Raw genomic sequence first — 23016 nt, 5'->3', positions numbered from 1 at the left:
TCTTGGCTGATCGCGCCCACGCGGCGGAGCCGCAAATGGAACACAGCCCCGCGCCCCTGACGGGGCGCGGCCCCCTCACGGCTGCATGAGTACCTTCACCGTGCCCTCCTCCTTCCGCTGGAACGCCTCGTAGGCGTGTGGGGCCTCGGTGAGGGGGAGGCGGTGGGTGGCGAAGTCCTCGACGCCGAGCGGGTCCTCGTCCGTCAGCAGCGGGAGGATGTCGTCGACCCAGGTACGGACGTTGGCCTGGCCCATGCGGAGCCGGATCTGCTTGTCGAACAGGGTGAGCAGGGGCAGCGGGTCGGCCGTGCCGCCGTACATCCCGGAGAGCGATATCGTGCCGCCGCGCCGTACGAGGTCGATGGCGGTGTGAAGTGCGGCCAGCCGGTCCACACTGACGCGTTCGGCGAAGCGCGCGCTGATGGCCTTCGGCAGCAGCCCGGTCGCGGTCTGGGCGAGGCGGGCGGCGGCGCTGCCGTGGGCCTCGGTGCCGACGGCGTCGATGACGGAGTCGGGTCCACGGCCCTCGGTCTGCTCGTGGATCGCGGCGACGAGTTCCTTCTCACTGTCGAAGTTCCTGAGGTCGTACGTCTCCACGCCTCGCTCGCGCGCCCTGCGCAGCCGCTCGGGGACCAGGTCCACGCCGAACACCCTGTCCGCGCCCTGGACCTGGGCGACCCGGCAGGCCATGTCGCCGATCGGGCCGAGGCCGAGGACGGCCACGCTGCCACCGGCCGGGATGTGCGCGTACTGGACGGCCTGCCAGGCGGTGGGCAGCACGTCGGAGAGGTAGACGAACCGGTCGTCGGGCGGCCCCTCGGGCACCTTGATCGGCCCGAACTGGGCCTGCGGGACGCGCAGGTACTCGGCCTGGGCGCCCGGCACCGAGCCGTACAGCCGGGTGTAGCCGAAGAGGGGGGCGCCCATGCCCTCGCCGGTGCACTGGGTGGTCTCGCACTGGGTCGGCAGTCCCTCGACGCACATCCAGCAGTGCCCGCAGGCGATCTGGAACGGCACCACGACACGGTCACCGGGACTGAGGTTCGGCACCTCGGCCCCGACCTCCTCGACGATGCCGATGGGTTCGTGGCCGAGGATGTCGCCGGGTGTCATGAACGGGGTGAGCACCTCGTAGAGGTGCAGGTCGGATCCGCACAGTCCGGTGGAGGTGATGCGGACGACGGCGTCCGTCGGTTCCTGGATCACCGGATCGGGCACGGTCTCCACGCGTACGTCCCGCCTGCCCTGCCATGTCACTGCCTTCATCCGTCGCGCTCCGTCCCTCGGTTCCTCACACGGGGTCTCAGGTCACGCCCGGGTACCCGGGCGACCTTCCACGAACCGTGGGGCCCGACCGTGGGGCGGGCCCCACGGTTCGGTGGGCCGACTGGCCTAGCGGACCATTCCCGGGCAGAAGAAGGCGGGTATGGCCATTCGTGCGCCTATAAGCGCACAATCGATGGCAAACGGACAAGGTGGCCACGGTGGGCATGAGACAGAGAACGAAGACACGGCGCGGCAGAATGACGGCGGCGCTGCTGGCCGCCGCGGTGGCGGGTTCCCTCATGGCGGGCTGCAGCAACGGCTCGGGGAGCGGCGACGGACAGGGGAAGGGCCAGACAGAGCCCGGGGACAGCCCGACGAGCTCGGCGCCGCCGGGCTCCGTACTCGCCGTCAAGATCGACAACTCGGCGACGGCCCGCCCTCAGACAGGGCTCGACGCGGCGGACGTCGTGTACGCGGAGGAGGTCGAGGGCGGTCTGAGCCGGCTGATGGCGGTGTACGCGACCAATCTGCCGGACGTGGTCGGGCCGGTGCGCAGCGCGCGGGAGTCCGACCTGGAGCTGCTGCGCCAGTTCGACGAGCCGACGCTCGCCTTCTCGGGCGCCCAGAGCAAGTTGCTGCCCCTGATCGAGAAGGCGCCGCTGCACGCGAAGACTCCCGGGAACTCGGCCGACGCGTTCTTCCGCGGCTCCGGCAAGCCCGCGCCGCACAACCTCTATCTGCACCCCAACAAGCTGCTGGACTCCGTACCCGGCGCCGGCGCCCTCACGACGGGCTACCACTACGGCGCGGCCCCCGGCGGCGGCACTCCGGAGGACTCGCGGACGGTCAGCTACCCGGCGGCCCGTTTCACCTTCACCTGGTCCGGGAGCCAGCACCGCTGGCTGGTGACCATGGACGGCACACCGACGGTGACGAACGACGGCAAGCGGGTGACCGCGGCGACGGTGGTCGTGCAGTACGTGAAGGTGCGGCAGTCGCAGTTCCGGGACTTCCTCGGCAACAACACGCCGTTCACGGAGACCGTGGGGTCGGGCAAGGCCCAGGTGCTGCGCGACGGACGGTCGTACGACGCGAACTGGGAGCGGGAGAAGGCCACGGACGGAACGGACTTCACCACGGCGAACGGCGACCGGATGAACTTCGCCAAGGGCCCGGTGTGGGTGGTGTTCGCGAAGGCTCCCTGAGCAGGGTCAGGCCTCGCGGTCAGGCTTGGGTCACGTGGGGTTCCGCCGGGTTGCGGAGCCCCTCGGCGGCGTCCGCGACCCGCCGGATGAGGTCGAAGAAGACGGTCTGCTCCTCGGCGGACAGCGGAGCCAGGAAGACCTGGTTCATCCGGGCCGTGCGCACGGTGAGCTTGCGGTGCGTACGGACGCCCTCCTCCGTCAGCCGCAGCAGGAAGCGGCGGCCGTCCCGCGGGTCGCGGACCTTGTCCATGAGCCCTCGTCGTGTCAGCCGGCTGATCACCTCGGCGACGGTGGACCGGTCGAGACCGACCCGCTCCCCCACCGTGCGCTGGTCCAGTCCCGGCTCGGCGACGAGCGTGTTGAGTACCGCGAACTGCGGTGAGGTGATCTCCTCCGAGACCATCGTGTTCCACAGCAGGTAGTGCGCCTGCTGGAGCCTGCGGGCCAGGTGCCCGGGGTGGGTGGTCAGGTCCACCGACGCCATGTGCACTCCCGAGGTCGTATTCGTTGGTGTACTGAACAATACCCGGAGGACGCCGTACCCGTCCCCCACCTGGTGGATAGGGCGTGACGTGGGCATTCTTCAAGGTCTTGACGGCCCGCTCCGCCAGTGGCAGCGTGAAGGACACCTCGCTGAAATAATCAGTGCCCTGATTAATAGCTGACCTGGGCGCTCGGACGGATGGGGCTTCACGGATGGACAAGGTGGTCGCCACAGCCCTGGAGGCGGTGGCCGATGTGCCGGAGGGCGCGTCGCTGGCGGTGGGCGGGTTCGGGCTGAGCGGTGTGCCGAACGTGCTGATCCAGGCGTTGTACGAGCGCGGGGTGGGCGGACTCGCGGTCGTGTCGAACAACTGTGGGGCCATGGAGTCCGGGCTGGCGGTGCTGCTGTCGGCGGGACGGATCGCACGGGTGACCGGCTCGTACATAGGGGCGAACAAGGAGTTCGCGCGGCAGTACCTGGCCGGTGAGCTGGAAGTGGAGATGATTCCGCAGGGCACGCTGGCGGAGCGGCTGCGCGCGGGAGGCGCCGGGATTCCGGCGTTCTACACGCCGGCCGGGGTGGGCACGCAGGTCGCCGACGGCGGGCTGCCGTGGCGCTACGACGGCCAGGGCGGCATCGCGCTGGCATCGCCGCCGAAGGAGGTGCGCGAGTTCGACGGCGTGGACTACGTTCTTGAGCACGGGATCCGCACCGACTTCGCCCTGGTGCGGGCGGTGAGGGGCGACCGCCACGGCAACCTGGTCTTCAACAAGTCCTCCCGCAACTTCAACCCCCTCGCCGCCATGGCCGGCCGGATCACGATCGCCGAGGTGGAGGAGCTGGTGGAGCCCGGCGGGATCGACCCGGACGCGGTGCACCTTCCGGGGATCTTCGTACAGCGGGTGGTGGCCCTCACCCCGGAGCAGGCCGCCGACAAGGGCATCGAACGGCGCACGATCTCCGCGCCTCCGGCACGAGGGACGGTGAGCCAGTAATGGCGTGGACGCGGGAAGAGATGGCGGCGCGGGCCGCGCGCGAGCTGCGGGACGGTCAGTACGTCAATCTCGGCATCGGCCTGCCGACGCTGATCCCGAACTACCTGCCCGAGGGCGTCGAGGTGATCCTGGAGTCGGAGAACGGCATCCTCGGCACCGGCCCGTACCCCACCGAGGACCAGGTCGACCCCGACCTGATCAACGCGGGCAAGGAGACCGTCACCGTACTGCCGGGGGCGTCCTTCTTCGACTCGGCGCTGTCCTTCTCGATGATCCGGGGCGGGCACATCGATGTCGCCGTGCTGGGCGCGATGCAGGTGTCCGAGACCGGTGACCTGGCCAACTGGGCCATACCCGGCAAGATGATCACCGGGATCGGAGGGGCGATGGACCTGGTCCACGGCGCCCGCACGGTCATCGTCGTGATGACCCACACCGCCAAGGACGGCTCCCCCAAGGTCCTCGGCCAGTGCGCGCTGCCGCTCACGGGCAAGGGGTGCGTGAACCGGATCATCACCGACCTCGGCGTCCTGGACGTCACCGAGGACGGCCTGCTGCTCGTCGAGACCGCGCCCGGTGTGGGGGTCGACGAGATCATCGCCAAGACCGACGCCAAACTGACCGTCGCGGAGGGCCCCCAGTGAAGCCCGCAGTGAAGAACGTCTACATCGTCGACGCCGTACGCACGCCGATCGGCCGCTACAACGGAGGCCTGGCGAGCGTGCGTCCGGACGACCTCGGCGCCCACGCCATCCGTGAACTCCTCGCCCGTACGCCCGATCTGGACCCGGCGCTGATCGAGGACGTGTACTTCGGCAACGCCAACGGCGCGGGTGAGGAGAACCGCAACGTCGGCCGTATGGCCGCGCTCCTCGCGGGACTGCCCACCTCCGTGCCGGGCGTGACCGTCAACCGGCTGTGCGCCTCCGGCCTGGAGGCCGTCATCCAGGCGGCCCGCGCGATCGCCGTCGGGGACGCCTCCGTCGCCGTCGCGGGCGGCGTCGAGTCGATGACCCGGGCGCCGTACGTGCTGCCCAAGTCCGACAAGCCGTTCCCGGCCGGGCACACCGAGCTGTACTCGACCACGCTGGGCTGGCGCATGGTCAACCCGAGGATGGAGCCGCAGTGGACCGTCCCGCTCGGTGAGAGCGCGGAGTTGATCGCCGACAAGCACAAGATCAGCCGTGAGCAGCAGGACGAGTTCGCGCTGCACAGCCACCGGAAGGCGGCCCAGGCGCAGGCCGACGGTCTCTTCGACGCCGAGCTCGCGCCGGTGTCCATCCCGCGGCGCAAGGGCGACCCGGTGGTCTTCGGCGCCGACGAGTGCGTACGGCCCGACGCGTCCCTGGAGGCGATGGCGAAGCTCAAGCCGTCCTTCCGTAGAGAGAACGGCACCGTCACCGCCGGCAACGCCTCTCCCCTCAACGACGGTGCCGCCGCTCTGCTCCTCGTCGACGACGAGGGTCTCGCGGCCACAGGACGCGAGCCGCTGGCCCGGATCTCGGCCACGGGCGTGAACGCCGTCGACCCGCACTACTTCGGGCTCGCCCCGGTCGAGGCCGTCAACCGTGCTCTGGCCAAGGCGGGCAAGGGATTTGACGATCTGTCGGTCCTGGAGCTGAACGAGGCGTTCGCCGCGCAGGTGCTGGGGTGTGTCGCCGAGTGGCCCGAGTTCGATCCGGCGATCCTCAACCCCCAGGGCGGCGCCATCGCCCTGGGGCATCCCCTCGGCGGCTCAGGTGCCCGGCTCGCCGGCACCGTCGCCCACCAGCTGGCCCGCCGCGGCTCCGGTACCGGCGTCGCCACCCTCTGCATCGGCGTGGGCCAGGGCCTCGCACTCGTCCTCGAACGCTAGGAACCCCCGGGAAGCCCCATGACTCTCACACAGCACGACATCGACCAGGAAATCGCGGCCGAGCACGCCGCGTACGAGAAGCGGGTCGCCGACGGTGCCCCCGTCGAGCACCAGCCGCGCCGCGACTACGCGCCGTACCGTTCCTCGGTCCTCCGTCACCCGAAGCAGCCGCCGATCACCATCGACGTCACCAAGGACCCGGAGCTGGTGGAGCTGTCCTCCCCTGCCTTCGGGGAGCGGGACATCACCGAGATCGACAACGACCTCACCCGCCAGCACAACGGCGAGCCGATCGGCGAGCGCATCACCGTCTCCGGGCGGCTGCTGGACCGTGACGGGCGTCCGGTCCGCGGGCAGCTCGTAGAGATCTGGCAGGCGAACTCGGCGGGCCGGTACGCGCACCAGCGCGAGCAGCACGACGCACCGCTGGACCCGAACTTCACCGGCGTCGGCCGCACGATCACCGATGCCGACGGGCAGTACCACTTCACGACCGTCCAGCCGGGCCCCTACCCCTGGCGCAACCACGTCAACGCCTGGCGGCCGGCCCACATCCACTTCTCGATGTTCGGGACGGCGTTCACGCAGCGGCTGGTGACGCAGATGTACTTCCCGAGCGACCCGCTGTTCCCGTACGACCCGATCATCCAGTCGGTGACGGACGACGCGGCGCGGCAGCGCCTGGTCGCGACCTACGACCACAGCCTGTCCGTGCCGGAGTTCTCGATGGGCTACCACTGGGACATCGTGCTCGACGGCCCGAACGCCACCTGGATCGAAGAAGGGCGCTGACCTGCCATGACGAAGATCGACACGAGCAGCCCGGAGAACGTGCTGCCGACCCCGTCGCACACGGTGGGCCCCTTCTACGGTTACGCGCTGCCCTTCCGCGGTGGCGAGGACATCGCGCCCCTCGGGCACCCGGACACGATCACCGTCCACGGGTACGTCCTCGACGGCGAGGGCAAGCCACTGCCCGACGCGTTCGTGGAGCTGTGGGGGGCGGATCCCGACGGCAACGTGTCCACGACCGACGGCTCGATGCGGCGTGATCCGGCGTCCGGTGACCATCTGGGCCGCAACGGCGTGGAGTTCACCGGCTGGGGCCGCGTCCAGACGGATGCCAACGGTCACTGGTACGCGCGGACCCTGCGGCCGGGCGCGCGCGGGCGGAGTGCCCCGTACATCAGTGCCTGCGTGTTCGCGCGCGGGCTGCTCGTGCACCTGTTCACCCGGATCTATCTGCCGGGCGACGAGGCCGCGCACACCACCGACCCGCTGCTCACCCGGCTCGACGAGAAGCGGCGCGGCACGTTGATCGCCGGGGACGAGGGGCACGGCGCGTACCGTTTCGACATCCGCCTTCAGGGAGAGGGCGAGACGGTCTTCCTGGAGTTCCAGTGACTTCCGCGGGTCCCGACCGCCTCGACGGCTTCGCCGGTTCGGATGCCGGCCTGCTCACCCCGGGGTCGGCAGGCTCCTTCGCGACGAGCGACGCCGCGTATCTGCGGGCGCTGCTCGACGCGGAGGTGGCGCTGACCCGCGCCCAGGCCTCGCTGGGGCTCGCTCCGGAGGGGGCGGTGACGGCGGTGAGCGCGGCGGCCGTGCCCGAGGGCTTCGACCTCCGGGACATCGCGGGCCGTGCGCGCGCCGGCGGGAACCCGGTCATCCCTCTCGTCGCCGATCTGACGAAGGCGGTCGGCGCGGAGTACGGGCCGTACGTCCACCGGGGCGCGACCAGCCAGGACATCATGGACACGGCGGCGATGCTGATCGCCGTGCGGACGCTGGATCCGGTGCTGGCGAACCTGGAACGGGCTCAGCGGGCACTCGCCCGTCTGGCCGCCGAACACCGTGACGCGGTCATGCCCGGGCGGACACTCACCCAGCACGCGGTGCCGACGACGTTCGGGCTGAAGGCGGCGGGGTGGCGATCGCTGGTGCTGGACGCCAGGGATCGCCTCAGGACCGTACGGGACGGTCTTCCCGCCCAACTGGGCGGGGCAGCGGGCACGTTGGCCGCTTTCGGCGTGTTCGGCGCCTCGGACGCACGGACGCTGATCGCCGCGTACGCTCGCGAACTCGGGCTGGCCGAGCCGCTGATGCCCTGGCACACCCTGCGCACCCCCGTCGCGGACCTCGCCGGCGCCCTCGCCTTCGCCGTGGGCGCCCTCGGCAAGATGGCCGTCGACGTGCTCACCCTCGCCCGCACGGAGATCGCGGAGGTCTCCGAGGGCAGCGGCGGGGGTTCGTCCGCCATGCCGCACAAGGCGAATCCCGTTCGGTCCACGCTGATCGCCGCGGCCGCCCGGCGCGCCCCGCACCTCGCGGCCACGCTGTACGGCTCGCTGTCCGCCGAGGACGAGCGACCCGCCGGGGCCTGGCACGCCGAGTGGGAGCCGCTGCGGGATCTGCTGCGGCTGGTCGCGGGCGCGGCTGGGGACGCCGTGGAGTTGACGGAGGGACTCCGCGTGCATACCGACACCATGCGACGACACCTCGACCTCACCCACGGGCTGATCGTCTCCGAGCGGCTGGCCGCCGAGCTCGCGCCCGTGCTGGGGCGGGCCCGTGCCAAGGAGCTGCTGACCGAGACCGCGAAGCGCACCTACTCCGAGGGCCGACCACTGGCCGAACTCCTCGCCGAAGAGCCCGAGTTGAAGGGCCTCGACCTCGCCGAGCTCACCGACCCCACCCGTTACACCGGCTCCGCCGGAGCCCTCACCGACCGTGCTCTGGAGCGACGTTGACCATGCTCAACCACTGCGCCGAGGGACCCACCACCGCTCCCCCACTGCTGCTGGGTCCCTCGCTCGGCACGTCCACCACGCTGTGGGACAAAGTGGCGCCCGAACTGTCCGTCACGCACCGGGTGGTGCGCTGGGACCTGCCGGGTCACGGAGGCTCACCCGCGGACCTCATCGGGCCGGGGGCCACCGTCGCCGACCTGGCCGGCCTGGTGCTGGCGCTGGCCGACTCCCTCGGCGTCGAGCGGTTCGCCTACGCGGGTGTGTCGCTCGGCGGCGCGGTGGGACTGCATCTGGCGGTCCACCACCCTCAGCGGGTGTCGGCGCTCGCCGTGATCTGTTCCTCGGCCCACTTCGGCGGCTCCAAGCCGTGGGAGGAGCGGGCCGCGCTGGTCCGCCGTGAGGGCCTCGCGCAGCTCGCGGAGTCGGCGGACTCCCGCTGGTTCACGCCCGGTTTCACCGTGCCCGAGTTGGTGGCCGACCACCGGAACGCGGACCCGGAGGCGTACGCCGCCTGCTGTGACGCGCTGGCCGCGTTCGACCTGCGGGACCGGCTCGCGGAGATCAGCGCGCCCACCCTGCTCGTCGCGGGACGCCAGGACCCGGCGACACCGCCCGCGCATCTGCGCCAGATCGCGGACTCGGTACCGGGCGCGGCCCTCGTCGAGCTGCCCGGCGCCTCGCACCTGGCGCCCGCACAGTGCCCCGAGGCGGTCCTGACCGCGCTGCGGTCCCATCTCCTGGGAGGCGCGAAGCGCGGCATGGAGGTGCGCCGCGAGGTCCTCGGCGACGCGCACGTGGACCGCGCCCAGTCCCGGCAGACCCCGTTCACCGCCCGCTTCCAGGACTTCATCTCCCGCTACGCCTGGGGCGAGATCTGGACGGACCCGACGCTCACGCGCCGCGAACGCAGCATGATCACGCTGACCGCGCTGGTGGCACACGGCCACTACGACGAGCTGGCGATGCACGTGCGCGCGGCGCGGCGCAACGGGCTCACCCCGGAGGAGATCGGGGCGGTGCTGCTGCAGACGGCCGTGTACTGCGGTGTCCCGGCGGCGAACTCGGCGTTCGCGACGGCCCAGCGGGTGCTCGCGGAGGAGGACCCTGCGAAGGAGGGTACGGCGGAGGGGGGTCCGGCGGAGGGGGACGGCCCCCGGGCCTGAACCGCACCCAGGTCCCCTTCCCCGCAGGGTGACCCTGCGGGTCGTAGCTCCAACAGCACCTCTTCCGTGCCTCGCCCCTGCCTCCCCGTCTGCCTACGGTGGAGGCATGTCCACTGTTCTGATCACCGGCGCCACCTCCGGACTCGGCCGCCACGTCGCCCTGGAGCTGGCCCGGGCGGGGCACGTCGTCCTCGCCCACGGCCGTGATCCCGGCCGTGCGGAGCGGGTCGCCGAGGAGCTGCGCACCGAGGGCGAGGCGTACGCGTACGTCGCCGATCTGGCCTCCCTGGCGCAGGTCCGTGACCTGGGCGCCCGGGTCGCCGCCGAGCATCCCGGGCTCGACGTGCTCGTCAACAACGCAGGGGTGGGCAGCGGCCCGCGCGACGCGGCCCGGGAGCTGAGCGGCGACGGCCACGAACTGCGGCTGGCCGTGAACTACCTGGCGCCGGTGGCCCTCACCCGTGCCCTGCTGCCCGCTCTCCGTGCGAACGCGCCCTCCCGTGTCGTGAACGTCGGCTCCGCCGGTGAGGAGCCCCTCGACTTCGGTGATCCCGAGTTCACCCGTGGCTACAACGGCATGTCGGCGTACTGCCGCGCCAAGTTCGCGCTCGCCGCCCACACGTTCACGCTGGCCGGTCAGCTGGCGGGCACCGGTGTGTCGGTGAACGTGCTGCATCCGGCCACCTTCATGAACACCACCATGGTCCGCGAGGCCGGTGTCTCCCCGTGGTCCACGGTCGCCGAGGGAGCGGAGGCCGTGCTCGCGCTGATCACCGGGGACGTGGGGTCGGGGGGCTACTTCGACGGCACGTCGCCGTCCCGGGCGCACGAGCAGGCGTACGACCGTGAGGTGGCGAAGCGCCTGGAGGCGACCACGGAGCAGTTGCTCGCCCTCTAGGGCGGGAGCGGCGCGGTGGCCGTCGTCCCGCTACCGCAGTCCCCGTCCTTCGTCCAGCGCCCGCTGCGCCTGGGCCACCAGGCCGTCCGCGCCGCAGTCACGCGCCAGGTCAAGGCCCTTGTGGAGTTCCGTCGTGGAGCGGCCGGCGATGCCGTACTCCACGCGCGCCACGGCGTGTTCGTAGGCGCAGGGGGAGCCCTCCAGGCAGGCGACGGCCCGGGCGTACAGGGCGGTGGCGCGTCGGCCGGTCTCCAGTGACGCGGCGAGGCGGAGTGCCTCTCCTATGGCCGTGTCGGTGCCGAAGCGTTCGGCCTGGCGGCGGACGGCGAGCGCGAGTTCGGCCGCGCGGCGCGGGTCCTCGTGGGCGAGGGCGCGTGCGAGGTCGCCGCCCCAGGGCGCCGCCACGGGGTTGTGGTGGCCGCGGGCCGCGGCGGCCTTCTCCGCGGCCTGGAGTTCGTTGACGCCCTCGTCCCTGCGGCCGGTGGCGAGCAGCAGCCGGCCGCGGAGGGAGCGGGAGTCGGGCAGGACGATGGTGGAGGGGTACGGCGGGGCGAAGCCGTACCGCTCCGCGATCTCCCAGGCCTCGTCGACGTGGCCGCGGGCGAGCAGGGTGTCGACGAGGTTGCAGGTCGTCGTCCAGTACAGCGGCAGCCCGCGGCCGACCCGTTCGGCGATGCGCAGCGACTCCCGCAGGGAGGCCTCCGCGTCCTTCAGGCGGCCCCTCCTGCGGTGTCCGAGGCCGACGTAGGCGTGGGCCAGGGCGAGGTGGCCGCCGCTCCAGCCGGCGGACTCGTAGGCGCGCAGGGCCTGTGCGTACAGGGTCTCCGCCTGGTCGAGCCGGTCGGCGTAGGCGTACGCGCTCGCCAGCATCAGCAGTGGTTCGATGCCCCACTCGGTGTCCGTCCAGCCGAGTCCGGGCGCGAGGCCGCCGTCGACGAGTGCGCGGTCGCAGTACTCGACGACCTCCTCGGCGTTGTCGCCGCGTGTCATCAGGTCGAAGCCGCGGAGGATGAGCAGCACGCGCTCCGAGTTGTCCCGGCCCGTGCAGGTGGCCGCGAGGGCGGCGAGCCCCTCGGAGCGCCCCGGTAAGTGCTCCTCGCCCGGGTGGAGTCCCTGCCACATGTAGTGCACGGCCTTGAGCCGCAGCCGGCCCGGGCCGGGGCCGAGCCGGGCGGCCTCCGTGTCGACGGTGCGGACGGCGTCCTGAAGCTGGTCGTTGTGGAGGAGTGCCTGGGAGAGGCGGACCACGGCGTCCACGCGGGTGTCCCCGTCGAGGCCGGGCATCGCGAGGGCCGACTGGAGGTAGTCGATGGTGGTGGCCGGTGAGGTCAGCAGCGTGGCGCAGCCCAGCTCGTAGAGCACCTCCGCGTGGACGCCGGGCTCGGGCGGTTCCAGCAGGGCGCGCTCCAGGCAGCGGCGGGCCGCGTCGGGTGCTCCGATGGCGAGGTGCTCGCGCGCCGCCTCGCGCAACTGCTCGACCAGCTCGGGGTCGTCGTCCGGGTGCACCTTGAGCAGGTGGCGCGAGGCCGCGGCGGCTCCGAGCCCGGAGGCGGTGACGGCCTCGGCGGCGACGCCGTGCAGGGCGGTGCGCATGGCGGGCGGGATCGATTGGTACACGGCGGTGGCGATCAGCGGGTGCACGAACTCCAGCTCTCCGTCGCCCACCTGACGGGTCGTCCGGTCGGTCTCGGTGAGGATGCGGGCCGCGCCGAGCAGCCGGGCGCAGCGCACGGCTTCCTCGGGGCGCATGGTGGCGAGCGTGGCGACGAGCTCCACGGTGATGCCGGTGCCGAGGACGGCGGCGGCCCACGCGAAGCGGGTGGCGTCGAGTCCGAGCCCTTCGAGGCGGGCGACCAGGCCGCGGCCGCGGGCCGAGCGGTTCAGGGCGCGCAGTTCGGCGGCCGACGACTCGACCGGTTCCAGCTGGCTGTCCTGGACCTTGGCGAGGAGTTCCACGGTCTCGTACGGGTTGCCGCCGGTGACCGCCCACGCCTCGCGGCAGAAGGGCGCGTCGGCGTGTTCGCCGACCGTGGCGCGGGTGAGCCCGGCGGTCGCCTCGGGGGTCAGTGCGCTCAGCGGGGCGGTGGGGCGGGCCGTGGCGGCGACCTCGTCCAGGAGGCAGGCGCGCTCCCCGGTGACGTCGGCCGGGCGGCGGGCGACCACGACGAGGACGGACAGCTCGCCGAGGCGCTCCGCCAACGCGGCCAGCCAGTGCAGGGTCTCCTGGTCGGCCCAGTGCGCGTCGTCGATCAGCAGGACCAGGGGCCAGTCGCGCCGGGCGAGCCGGCTGACGGCCGCGATCAGACCGTCGCACACCCCCTGCGGATCGGCGAGCCGGTCTCCGGGGGCCGCTATGCCGAGCGCGGGGCCGGCGACGTCGTACCAGTCGCCCAGGTACTCCCGGGCCTCGTCCGGCATCAGGGACAGGAACACGGGTTGCATCAGCTGCCGTACGACGTTGAAGGGGACGGAGGTGACGGTCTCGCCGCCGCGCGCCGACCAGACCGCGCAGCCGCGTTCCTCCGCGAGGCGACGTGCCTCGGCGAGGAGCGCGGTCTTGCCGATGCCCGCCTCGCCCGTGAACACGAGGAGGCTGCCCCGGGAGGCGCGGTCCTCGCGCAGGTCGTCGATCGCCTCCTTGATGGCGTCGAGTTCCGCTTCGCGCTCCCACAGGGAGGCCGAGGCGGCGGCCGCTCCCGGCCGATCCTCCGTCATCCCGGTCCCTCCCCAGGTCGCCCACACGACAGGTCACCCAAACGACGTACGGGGATCGAGGGTAGTCGTCCGGGAGCCGTGGGGAGGGCGGTCCGGGCACGAGGTGCTGACACGAGTGACACCGGGTGCGCGAGGTCGACGCGACGCCCCCTTCACCTCACCTTTCACCAGCACCGGTGAAACTAATTGACAGTCAAGAAGGGCTTTGCTGAAACTAATTTTCCAACATCGTTCGGTCCCACGCCCCGGAAGGAGCCGGCATGACGGCCGCCCCTGAGCACGGCCCGGACCAGCAGACGGCCGTCCGGCCCGCACAGTCCCGCAGGGCGCTGTTCGCGGGATCGGTGGGCAACTTCATCGAGTGGTACGAGTTCGGCGTCTACGGCTACTTCGCCACGATCATCGCGGCCCGCTTCTTCACTCCGGAGGGCGGCAGCGAGATCGAGGGCCTGGTGAAGACGTACGCCTCGTTCGCGCTCGCGTTCTTCTTCCGGCCGGTGGGCGCGGCGCTGTTCGGCCGTCTCGGGGACCGGATCGGGCGCCGCCCGGTGCTCATCACGGTCGTCCTGCTGATGACGGGGGCGACGACGCTGATCGGCTTGCTGCCCACGTACGCCACGGCGGGCGCCCTCGCCCCGTGGCTGCTGACCTTCCTGCGGGTGCTCCAAGGGCTGTCCGCGGGCGGGGAGTTCGGGGGCGCGGTGTCGGTGATGACGGAGTTCGCGCCACCGGGGAAGCGGGGGCTGTACGGGTCGTGGCAGTCGTTCACGGTGGCCCTGGGGCTGCTGGGCGGGGCCGGGGTGGCCGCCCTGCTGGCCACGGTGCTTGATCCGCGGGACCTGAACTCCTGGGGCTGGCGCCTGCCGTTCCTGTTGACGCTGCCCCTCGGCCTGGCCGCGCTGTGGCTCCGCCTGCGGCTGGACGAGACGCCGGCGTTCCGTCAGGAGCGGGAGGCCGGGCGTCCGCCGCCGCGGGAGGTCGCGCGGTCCGTCGCGCTCGGCGCCGGACGCGTCATGGGCTGGGCGGCGGCCGGTTACACCTTCCTGGTGGTGCTGCCCTCGTATCTGCAGAGCAGCCTGAACGCGACGTTCCAGCAGGCCCTCGTGGCCACGGTGCTGGCGAACCTCGGTTTCGCGGCCACGATCGTCCCCGCCGGGTGGCTCAGCGACCGGTTCGGGCGGCGGCCGGTGATGCTGGCGGGCGCGCTGCTGGTGACCGCGCTGGCGCTGCCGCTCCTCAACCTCCTTCAGAGCACGGGGACTTCGAACGTCGTGAAGGGCGTGGCCGTGTTCGTGGCGGGAGCGGTGGTGGGCCTGATGGCGGGCCCCGGCCCGGCGATGCTCTCCGAGCTCTTCCCGACGAACGTCCGCTACACCGGCCTGGGACTCGCCTACGCCCTGTCCAACGCCGTGTTCTCGGGCTGCGCCGGGCTCGTCATCACCAAGACGATCGAGCGCACGGGGAACGTGGACATTCCGGGGTACTACGCGGCGGTGACGTGCGCGGTGAGCGCGTTGACGCTTCTGGTGACGAACAAGGGTACTAACAAGTACTGATCATTACTAAATGTACTGATACTAGGGGGAATTGAGTAATGCGGGTGATCGGGCTGATGTCAGGGACGTCGTACGACGCGATCGACGCGGCGGCGGCGGACCTGAGCCTCGACGGGGGCACCCTCACGCTGAAGCCGCTCGGCTTCGTCAGCGAACCGTACGACGACGCGCTGCGACAGGCTCTCGCCGCGGCGCTCCCTCCGGCGACCACCAGCATGGCCGCCGTGTGCCGTCTGGACACACGGATCGGGCAGGCCTTCGCCGCGGCCGCGCTCCACGCGAACGACCGGTTCTGCGACGGGCGGGCCGAGTTGGTCGCCTCGCACGGGCAGACCGTGTACCACTGGGCCGAGCAGGGCACCGTGCGCGGCACGCTCCAGATCGGGCAGCCCGCCTGGATCGCGGAGGCGACGGGGCTTCCCGTGGTCTCCGACTTCCGGCCGCGCGACATCGCCGCGGGCGGTCAGGGGGCGCCGCTGGTGAGCCTGTTCGACGTGTTGTGGCTGCGGGGGCGCCCGGGTACCCCGGTCGCGCTGAACCTCGGCGGCATCGCCAACCTCACCACGCCGGACGGCACGGCCTTCGACACCGGTCCGGCGGGCGCCCTCGTCGACGCGGCGGTCCTTCACTTCAGCGGTGGGCGGCTGCCGTACGACGTGGACGGTGCGCTCGCCGCGGGCGGGACCGTGCACGAGGCGTTACTGGACCGGCTCCTCGACGAGCCGTACTACGCGTTGCCCGCGCCCAAGACGACGGGCAAGGAGCTCTTCCACGTGGGCTATCTGCTCGACGCGCTCGCCGGTTTCCCCGGGCTGCCCCCTCAGGACGTCGTCGCGACGCTCACCCGGCTGTCGGCGCGGACGATCGCCGACGCCGTGCGGTTGGTGGGGGGCACAGAGGTGATCGTCTCGGGTGGCGGCACGTGTAACCCGGTGCTGATGGGCATGCTGCGGGCCGAGTCGGGTGGTGTGCCGGTGCGTACCTCCGACGCGCTGGGGGTGCCTCCTGCCGCCAAGGAGGCGTACGCGTTCGGTGTGCTGGGGTTCCTGACCGCGCACGGACTGCCGGGCACGTGTCCGGTTGGCACCGGGGCGCGACGGGCGAGCGTGTTGGGGTCGGTGACGCCGGGGTGGGGTGGGTTGCCGTCGGTGGGGCGTGTTGAGCGAGGGCCGGAGCGGTTGGTGTTTGAGGAGGGTGGGGTGGACGGGTAGGGGCGGCGGGGGCGAAGAACCCCCTCTCATCCGTCTTTCACCCTCACCTCATACCGTGACCCCATGACCCAGGAGACTCCCCCCGGCTGGTACCCCGACCCCGGGCAGACAAATGACGGCCCCGCCACCGAACGCTGGTGGGACGGCAAGGCATGGACGGACCGGATCCGCCCCGCGGAACCGGCCGCCACATGGGGTCCCCCGACGCAGTCACCGCCCGCGGCGGCATACCCCGCCACCATGGGCCCGTACCCGGCGCACCCACCCGCACCCCCACGACGCGGCCTGCGCACCGGCATCGCCGTAGCCGTGGCCGCAGCCGTCCTGGCGAGCATCGGCGTCGGCGTGTACGCCCTCACCAAGGACGGCGGGCGGGATTCGGCAGCCAGTTCACAGGGCCCGGGCGGACAGAACGGCCAGGGCGGCCCCGGCGGTGGACAGAGCGGAGGCCAGGGCGGCCCCGGCGGAGGTTCCGGCGGCTCGGGCGGCTCCGGCGGTTCCGATGGTCAGACTCCGGCGCCCGGCGAGTCCGCGAAGCCGCGGATCGTGGACGGATACGCCGTCGACCCGGTCAACGGCATCGGCATCCCGGTGCCCGACGACTGGACCGCCCAGTCGCTCGCCGTGGGCGTACAGGTCACGAGCAAGGACTCGTACAAGTGCCCCGGCAACCCCTCCGAGACGTGCACACGCGGCGGCGCGTACTCGGCGCCCGCCGAGGTGCTGAAGCTCAACGCCACCACGGCCGAGGCCGCCGCGAAGGCGGACATCGAGAAGAACGCCGAGGAGGCCTACGGCGGCACCACGTACGGGAAGATCACCTCGCACGACGAGCTGGGCTCCAAGGCCGTGACCGTGGCCGGCGAGAAGGGCTACATGGTCCGCTGGAAGGTCGTCACGAGCGAGGGCGCCGACGGTTACGTGGAGTCGCTCGCGTTCCCGGCACCCGCCGACCCCGACCGGCTCGTCGTGATCCGCTTCGGCATCGACGTCGGCTCCAAGGCGCCCAAGCAGTCCGTCATCGACGAGATCACCAAGGGCATCAAGGAGATGTCGGGGGGCGGAAACGGGCAGAACGTCTGAACGTCCAGGGCCCGAGAACGCACACCGCCCGCGAACGAGTCGGCCGGGTGGAGTCCCCCTCCGCTCCAGAGGAACCCCACCCGGCCGGTGATGCGCGCCGTCCCCGTCCCCACGGTGCGGCGCGGCACGGGCCGGCGCCCGGTCATCCGCCGGACGTCGGCCCGCGTTCTAAGGTCGTGGCCCCCGGCCGCCCCTCACCCAGCCCGAGCGCCGGGAGGACGGCCGCCTCCACGAAGCGGGCCAGATACGCCTCGTCGGCGTCCCGGCCCTCCAGGAGCGGGCGGGCCCGCAGCACACCGAGGATCTGGGCGGGCACGTACTCCGTCGCGGGGTTGTCCGCGGCGATCTCACCCCGGGCGACCGCGCGGTCGAGGAGCTTCCGCAGACCGGCGATCTCCGGCTCGACGAACGCGTCACGCATCGCCCGCTGCAGGTCCGTGTCCTGCGTGATGGCGTGGGCGAGCCCGTGGAGCAGCCGGGCGTCGCGGCCGAACCAGTCGGCCCCGGCCCGTGCCGCCACCTCGCGCAGGTCCCCGGCGAGCGAGCCGGTGTCGATGTCGGCGAACCGCGGGCAGCGGCTGGCCCGGAGTGCCGCCGCCACGAACTGCGGCTTCGTCTTCCACTGCCGGTACAGCGTGGACTTGCTGCACCGCGTGCTCGCCGCGACGCCCTCCATGCTCACCGCGTCGTAGCCGCACTCCCGGATCTGTTCGAGCACGGCGTCGAAGAACTCCCGCTCACGCTCGGGCGTGATCTTGGAGCGGCGCGAGGCTGCGACCGTCTCCGGCCCGTCCGCTGCCTGCGACGTCATGGACTCTCCCTCTTCCCGCACTTCTCGGATCGAGGCCTGTCAACTCTCGGCCGTGATCCGCCGTCTTGATCGGTGGGCTGTCTCACACAGTGTATAGCGATACGCCACTGTACCGAAACGCCTTCGTATCGGTACAGTGGCGTATCGGTACACCACCGTATCGGTACGTTCGCGTATCGGTGATTCCGTACGTCGTCAGCAGTCGTCAGCAAAGGGGCCGGGGGATGACAGCCCGAACCGAGCCTGCAGGATCCGAGTCCGACGCGGCCATACGGCGCCGGGCGGCGCCCGACGGCGCCGCGCGGCCGCCCCTCGTCCGCGAGCTCCTGCTCGTCGCGGGACTCTTCCTCGTCTACAAGTTCGGCCGGCTGCTGGCGAACGGCCACACCGGCGAGGCCTTCCGCAACGCCCACCACGTGTGGGACTGGGAGCGGGCCCTGCGCCTGCCCGACGAGGCCACCGTGCAGTCCGTGCTCCTGCACGGCGACGGGCTCGCCCAGCTGGCGAACAGCTACTACGCGATCGTCCACTTCCCCGCCACCGCGGCCTTCCTGGTCTGGCTCTATCTGCGACGGCCGACGCACTACGTGTGGGCCCGCCGGGTCCTGGCCGCCGTCACGGCCGCCGCCCTGCTGCTGCACCTGGCGTTCCCGCTGGCTCCGCCGCGCATGCTCGACGGCACGGGCCTCGTCGACACGGCCCAGGTGTACGGGCCCTCGGTCTACGCGGCGACCCCGGCGACCGACTCGCTGGCGAACCAGTTCGCGGCGATGCCGTCGCTGCACTTCGGCTGGGCGCTCATGGTCGCGATCGGGCTGATCGCCGCCACCCGGTCCCGCTGGCGGTGGCTGTGGCTGCTGCACCCGCTGGTGACCCTGCTGGTGATCGTCGGCACGGCGAACCACTACTGGCTCGACGCGATCGGCGCCGCCGCGCTGCTCGGCCTCGCCCTCGCGGCGATCCACCTGCCACACCGCACGGCGACCACCGCCGGGCGCGCCCCGGAGCTCGTCAGGGCCGATGAGCCCGTCCTGGTGGGAGCGGGCCGATGAACGCCACCCTCGTCGCCGTCGCCCTCTCCCTGTTCTCGGCCGTCGCGTACGCCGCCGCGGCCGTCGCCCAGGAGCGGCTCGCGTCCCGGAGCGGCGACGCGGGCGTGGGCCGACTGCTGGCCAGCGGCGCCTGGTGGGGCTCCGTCCTGCTGAACGGGTCCGCGGCGCTGCTGCACGTGGTGGCCCTCAAGTACGGTCCGCTGACCGTGGTGCAGCCGCTCGGCGCGCTCACCCTGGTGGCCGCCGTGCCGCTGGGCGCGCGGATGGCCGGGCGGCGGGTCAGCGCGGTGGAGTGGCGGGGCACGGCGTTCACGCTCGCCGGGCTCGCCGCGATCCTGGTCGCCGCGTCCGGCCCCGCGCCCGACGACGTACTGAGCCTCCCGGAGGCCCTCGCGGTCTCCGGGGTGACGGCAGCCCTGATCGGCATGCTGGCCCGGCGGGGCGCGCGGCCCGGACTGCGGCACGCGACCGCGTCCGGCTTCGCCTCGGGCGTCGCGTCGGCGCTCACGCAGACCGTGACGGTCGCCGCGACGGACCGCTCGGGCTCACTGCTCAGTGTCCAGGTGATCGGGGTGGCCCTGCTGGTCGCGGCCTTCGCCACGGGCGGACTGCTGCTCTCCCAGACCGCCTACAAGGGCGGTCTCGGTGCCCCGCTCGCCGTGGTGACCCTGGCCAATCCGGTCGCCGCCTCGGTGATCGGCCTGTCCCTGCTGGGCGAGCAGGTGCGCTCCGGCCTCGCGGGCGTACCTCTTGCCCTGGCGGGAGCGGCGCTGGCCTCCTGGGGCGTGGTGCTGCTGTCGCGGGCGACGCCCCAACCGCACCGGACGGACCCCGCACCGCATCCGGCCGATCTCCTCGTCCCGGACGACGACCATCCGGTGGCGGCGGTCCTGGCACTGGAGCCCGGACAGGCGCCGTACGAGCCCTCCCTGGTGTCCCGCCGGTCCGCCCCGCCCTCGCCCTCGCCCGGGCACCTGACTCCCCTGTGATCCCCACGAAGTGATCCCGCACGAACTCCCCCACGAACAAGGGGTGGGTGGCACGCGCCGTGCGTGCCACCCACCCCTTGCCCGAAACGGGTTCAGAAACGGGTTCAGCCGATCCCGCGCGCGTCCTGCTTCAGTGCCGTGTCCACGGTCAGCGCCGTCGCGACGACGAGGCTGAGCAGCGGTTCGGGCAACTGGTAGTGGATCTGCAGGACGTAGTTGTCCGCGGTCGTGAACATCGTCTTGGCGAGGCCCTCCCAGGTCTTGGTGATCCGGGCGACCTCGTTGCCCGCGTGGTCGACGATCGCGAAGTTCCAGGCGCGCCAGTTCTCCGCCTTGACGGCACCGACCTGCTGACCGCCCGCGTTGATCGCGAAGTTGATCTTCCCGATCATGTTCTGCTGGACGATCTCGCCGACGGGACTGCCGTCGGGACGCTGCACGATCACCCGGGACTTGAATATCTTCCGGGGTCGCGTGAGCAGCAGCTGCGGCTGTCCGTGCGCGTCGCGGATCTCCAGCTTGTGCGTCATGTACTGGTCGAGGCTGGCGACGAAGCGCAGGATCTTCTTGAGCGCGCTCTGCCCGACCTGGACGACCGATCCGAGCTGGTTGCCCTGCTGGTCCATGACCTTGTACTCATTGGTCAGCTCGATCAGCTTGGCCTTCTGGTTCACCACCAGGACGGGCTCGGTGAAGAGGGTGCCGCCGCCGGGGCCGCCAGGGGCGACCCCGGCCTGCTGCTGCACCTGTCGCTGCACGCGCGGATCAGCCGATCCACCTGCAGAAATGTTCGATTCTGTGGTCACCGCGGCACCCTACCGTGAGGTGGCCGAGAACCGACCCCGCTTTTCTCCGCAGGTTTCACGGCTTTTCCTAAATCGTGACGATCGCCGGGTCGCTCACACCTGCCCGTCCGTTCTCGACGTGGCCCGCGAACCGGCGCAGGAAGCCGGCGTCGGCGTCGGAGACGACGGTCAGGTCGTACCAGCGCTTGCCGCGGCTCAGGTCCACCGTGTGCTTCACGGTGGCCCCCGCCCTCACCCGGAACGTGCGGGGCCGGCCGCCGTATCCGTCGGTGAGCGTCAGATTCGCCGTGCGGGAGCCCGTGTTGGTGAGGGTCAGCTCGACGTCGTCGCCGACGTGCCGGGCGGTCACCTCGGGACCGGCCGCCTTGCCCGGGCCCTTGAAGACGCGCAGGAAGCCGTTCGGGCCGTGCACGGTCAGGTCGTACGAGCCGTTCGAGGCGGTCGTGTTCCAGGTGTCCGAGATCCTCTTGCCCGCCTCGGTCGTGTAGGTCCACGGGCCGTCGGTGCGGTTGCCGGAGGTGACGAGGAAGCCTGCGCCCGCCTTGGGCCCGGAGGCGAAGGTCAGGGTGAGCTTCCCGCTCGCCGCGTCCACCGAACCGTCCACGTACGGCGCGTACTTGAGCGGCCGGGCGAGCCGCAGGCCGTGCTCCTGCCTGGGCAGGACCGGGTTGGCGGGCGGGGTCGGCACGTAGTCGGGGTGGCGGTCCCTGTCCGGCGGCTCGTACCCGTCGGTGCCGGGCAGCGCGACCGGCCGGGTGTCCTCGCGGGAGAAGTCGAACGCGGCCGTCAGGTCACCGCAGACCGCGCGCCGCCAGGGCGAGATGTTCGGCTCGTGCACACCGAACCGGCGCTCCATGAACCGGATGATCGAGGTGTGGTCGAGGGTCTCGGAGCAGACGTAACCGCCCTTGCTCCACGGGGAGACGACGAGCATCGGCACGCGCTGGCCGAGCCCGTACGGTCCGGCCACGTGGCCGTTGTCACCCTTGAAGAGGTCGGGACCGACGTCGACCGTGGACCGGCCCTGGCCGGCGGACCCCGGCGGGAACGGCGGGAGGAGGTGGTCGAAGAAGCCGTCGTTCTCGTCGTACGTGATGAACAGCGCCGTCTTCCCCCAGACCTCGGGGTTCGAGGTCAGCGCGTCGAGGACCTGGGCGACGTACCAGGCGCCGTAGTTCGCGGGCCAGTTGGGGTGCTCGGTGAAGGCCTCGGGGGCGACGATCCAGGAGATCTGCGGCAGGGTGCCGTTCTTGATGTCGGCCTTGAGCTGGTCGAAGTACCCCTCGCCCTTGCGGGCGTCGGTGCCCGTGCGGGCCTTGTCGTAGAGGGGGTCGCCGGGCTTGGCGTCGCGGTACTGGTTGAAGTACAGCAGCGAGTTGTCGCCGTAGTTGCCGCGGTAGGCGTCCTGGATCCAGCCCCAGGAGCCGTTCGCGTCCAGGCCGTCGCCGACGTCCTGGTAGATCTTCCAGGAGATCCCGGCCTTCTCGAGACGCTCGGGGTACGTGGTCCAGCCGTATCCGACCTCGTCGTTGCCGAGGACGGGGCCGCCGCCGGTGCCGTCGTTGCCCGTGTAACCCGTCCACATGTAGTAGCGGTTGGGGTCGGTGGAGCCGATGAACGAGCAGTGGTAGGCGTCGCAGATCGTGAACGAGTCGGCGAGCGCGTAGTGGAACGGGATGTCCTCGCGGGTCAGGTACGCCATCGTCGTGGCCGACTTGGCGGGCACCCACTGGTCGTACCGGCCCTGGTCGAAGGCCTGGTGGCCGTCGTTCCAGCCGTGCGGGAGGTCCTGGATGAACTGCAGGCCCAGGTCGTCGGCGTCGGGGCGGAAGGGCAGCACGTCCTTGGTGCCGTCCGACTGGTGCCAGACCGACTTGCCGTTCCGCAGCGTCACGGGCCGCGGGTCGCCGAACCCGCGGACGCCTCTGAGGGAACCGAAGTAGTGGTCGAAGGACCGGTTCTCCTGCATCAGGACGACGATGTGCTCGACGTCCTCGATGGTGCCGGACCGGTGGTGCGCGGGCAGTGCCGCGGCCTGCTCGATGCTGTTGGACAGCGCGGTGAACGCCGTGGTGGCGCCCGTGAGTTGGAGGAATCGGCGCCGGTTGACTTCAGGCATGGGCGGATGACCTCTTGTCCTGACGTGGTGCGATGGATGTGACCTGCGCGCAGGGAGT

19 protein-coding genes and 1 pseudogene are annotated in these 23016 nt (G+C 71.7%); 14 read left to right on the top strand and 6 right to left on the bottom strand.

Going from position 1 to position 23016, the window contains the following annotated elements:
• Nucleotides 1-75 precede the first annotated feature (75 nt).
• Nucleotides 76-1266 (bottom strand): zinc-dependent alcohol dehydrogenase, encoded by a 1191-nt coding sequence (locus AB0959_RS15060; protein ID WP_366826834.1) that lies wholly within the window; start codon nucleotides 1264-1266, stop codon nucleotides 76-78.
• Between the two features lie 224 nt (nucleotides 1267-1490).
• Between AB0959_RS15060 and AB0959_RS15055 the strand changes: the two genes are divergently transcribed.
• Nucleotides 1491-2471, top strand: coding sequence for a DUF3048 domain-containing protein (locus AB0959_RS15055; RefSeq protein ID WP_366826833.1), 981 nt, complete (start codon nucleotides 1491-1493; stop codon nucleotides 2469-2471).
• Nucleotides 2472-2490: 19 nt separating this feature from the next.
• Here AB0959_RS15055 and AB0959_RS15050 read toward each other — a convergent pair whose 3' ends face one another.
• Entirely contained in the window at nucleotides 2491-2955 is a 465-nt protein-coding gene (locus AB0959_RS15050) for a MarR family transcriptional regulator (RefSeq protein ID WP_366826832.1), read from the bottom strand.
• Nucleotides 2956-3167: 212 nt separating this feature from the next.
• Between AB0959_RS15050 and AB0959_RS15045 the strand changes: the two genes are divergently transcribed.
• The 8 genes from AB0959_RS15045 (at nucleotide 3168) to AB0959_RS15010 (ending at nucleotide 10616) form a co-directional block, all read left to right on the top strand.
• Nucleotides 3168-3950, top strand: coding sequence for a CoA transferase subunit A (locus AB0959_RS15045; RefSeq protein WP_366826831.1), 783 nt, complete (start codon nucleotides 3168-3170; stop codon nucleotides 3948-3950).
• Nucleotides 3950-4594, top strand: a complete 645-nt coding sequence (locus tag AB0959_RS15040; RefSeq protein ID WP_366826830.1) for a CoA transferase subunit B — start codon at nucleotides 3950-3952, stop codon at nucleotides 4592-4594. Before AB0959_RS15045 ends, AB0959_RS15040 begins: the two co-directional genes overlap by 1 nt.
• An 8-nt stretch (nucleotides 4595-4602) precedes the next feature.
• Entirely contained in the window at nucleotides 4603-5805 is a 1203-nt protein-coding gene (locus AB0959_RS15035; RefSeq protein ID WP_366826872.1) for a thiolase family protein, read from the top strand.
• A gap of 18 nt (nucleotides 5806-5823) precedes the next feature.
• Complete coding sequence (gene pcaH, locus AB0959_RS15030) at nucleotides 5824-6597, top strand: protocatechuate 3,4-dioxygenase subunit beta (protein WP_366826829.1); 774 nt, start codon at nucleotides 5824-5826, stop codon at nucleotides 6595-6597.
• Between the two features lie 6 nt (nucleotides 6598-6603).
• On the top strand, nucleotides 6604-7209 hold the full coding sequence (gene pcaG / locus AB0959_RS15025) for a protocatechuate 3,4-dioxygenase subunit alpha (protein WP_366826828.1): 606 nt from the start codon (nucleotides 6604-6606) through the stop codon (nucleotides 7207-7209).
• Nucleotides 7206-8555 (top strand): 3-carboxy-cis,cis-muconate cycloisomerase, encoded by a 1350-nt coding sequence (gene pcaB, locus AB0959_RS15020; protein WP_366826827.1) that lies wholly within the window; start codon nucleotides 7206-7208, stop codon nucleotides 8553-8555. The genes pcaG and pcaB overlap by 4 nt, the downstream gene beginning before the upstream one ends.
• A 2-nt stretch (nucleotides 8556-8557) precedes the next feature.
• Nucleotides 8558-9718 carry a 3-oxoadipate enol-lactonase gene (pcaD, locus tag AB0959_RS15015; protein ID WP_366826871.1) on the top strand — a complete coding sequence of 387 codons (1161 nt, stop codon included), beginning with the start codon at nucleotides 8558-8560 and terminating at the stop codon, nucleotides 9716-9718.
• A gap of 106 nt (nucleotides 9719-9824) precedes the next feature.
• On the top strand, nucleotides 9825-10616 hold the full coding sequence (locus AB0959_RS15010; protein ID WP_366826826.1) for an SDR family NAD(P)-dependent oxidoreductase: 792 nt from the start codon (nucleotides 9825-9827) through the stop codon (nucleotides 10614-10616).
• A 30-nt stretch (nucleotides 10617-10646) separates the two neighbouring features.
• On the opposite strand, the gene AB0959_RS15005 is transcribed toward AB0959_RS15010, so the two are convergent.
• On the bottom strand, nucleotides 10647-13331 hold the full coding sequence (locus AB0959_RS15005; RefSeq protein ID WP_366826825.1) for an AAA family ATPase: 2685 nt from the start codon (nucleotides 13329-13331) through the stop codon (nucleotides 10647-10649).
• A 260-nt stretch (nucleotides 13332-13591) separates the two neighbouring features.
• Here AB0959_RS15005 and AB0959_RS15000 point away from each other — a divergent pair, with 260 nt between their 5' ends.
• From AB0959_RS15000 to AB0959_RS14990, 3 genes are all read left to right on the top strand, one after another.
• Nucleotides 13592-14887, top strand: a complete 1296-nt coding sequence (locus AB0959_RS15000) for an MFS transporter (RefSeq protein ID WP_366826824.1) — start codon at nucleotides 13592-13594, stop codon at nucleotides 14885-14887.
• A 38-nt stretch (nucleotides 14888-14925) separates the two neighbouring features.
• Nucleotides 14926-16098: an anhydro-N-acetylmuramic acid kinase gene (locus AB0959_RS14995; RefSeq protein ID WP_366826823.1), complete on the top strand. Its 1173-nt coding sequence runs from the start codon at nucleotides 14926-14928 to the stop codon at nucleotides 16096-16098.
• A gap of 63 nt (nucleotides 16099-16161) precedes the next feature.
• Nucleotides 16162-17181 (top strand): DUF2510 domain-containing protein, encoded by a 1020-nt coding sequence (locus AB0959_RS14990; protein WP_366826822.1) that lies wholly within the window; start codon nucleotides 16162-16164, stop codon nucleotides 17179-17181.
• 142 nt (nucleotides 17182-17323) lie between these two features.
• Here AB0959_RS14990 and AB0959_RS14985 read toward each other — a convergent pair whose 3' ends face one another.
• Nucleotides 17324-17992: a TetR/AcrR family transcriptional regulator gene (locus AB0959_RS14985; RefSeq protein WP_366826821.1), complete on the bottom strand. Its 669-nt coding sequence runs from the start codon at nucleotides 17990-17992 to the stop codon at nucleotides 17324-17326.
• Between the two features lie 224 nt (nucleotides 17993-18216).
• On the opposite strand from AB0959_RS14985, the gene AB0959_RS14980 reads away from it, so the two are divergent.
• Both AB0959_RS14980 and AB0959_RS14975 read left to right on the top strand, forming a co-directional pair.
• Nucleotides 18217-19044 (top strand): phosphatase PAP2 family protein, encoded by an 828-nt coding sequence (locus AB0959_RS14980; protein ID WP_366826820.1) that lies wholly within the window; start codon nucleotides 18217-18219, stop codon nucleotides 19042-19044.
• Nucleotides 19041-20033: a hypothetical protein gene (locus tag AB0959_RS14975; protein ID WP_366826819.1), complete on the top strand. Its 993-nt coding sequence runs from the start codon at nucleotides 19041-19043 to the stop codon at nucleotides 20031-20033. Before AB0959_RS14980 ends, AB0959_RS14975 begins: the two co-directional genes overlap by 4 nt.
• Before the next feature lie 104 nt (nucleotides 20034-20137).
• Here the strand turns inward: AB0959_RS14975 and AB0959_RS14970 are convergent.
• Together AB0959_RS14970 and AB0959_RS14965 are read right to left on the bottom strand one after the other, a co-directional pair.
• Nucleotides 20138-20800, bottom strand: a pseudogene (locus AB0959_RS14970) (phospholipid scramblase-related protein); the annotation flags it as partial.
• A 106-nt stretch (nucleotides 20801-20906) separates the two neighbouring features.
• Nucleotides 20907-22958 (bottom strand): phosphocholine-specific phospholipase C, encoded by a 2052-nt coding sequence (locus tag AB0959_RS14965; protein ID WP_366826818.1) that lies wholly within the window; start codon nucleotides 22956-22958, stop codon nucleotides 20907-20909.
• Nucleotides 22959-23016: the final 58 nt, after the last annotated feature.

It is taken from the genome of Streptomyces sp. NPDC046862 (genome assembly GCF_040704615.1).
In the GTDB taxonomy this organism is placed as follows: Bacteria; Actinomycetota; Actinomycetes; order Streptomycetales; family Streptomycetaceae; genus Streptomyces.
The sequence above is the reverse complement of the archived record's forward strand: the minus strand, read 5'-3'. Positions and strand labels throughout refer to the sequence as shown.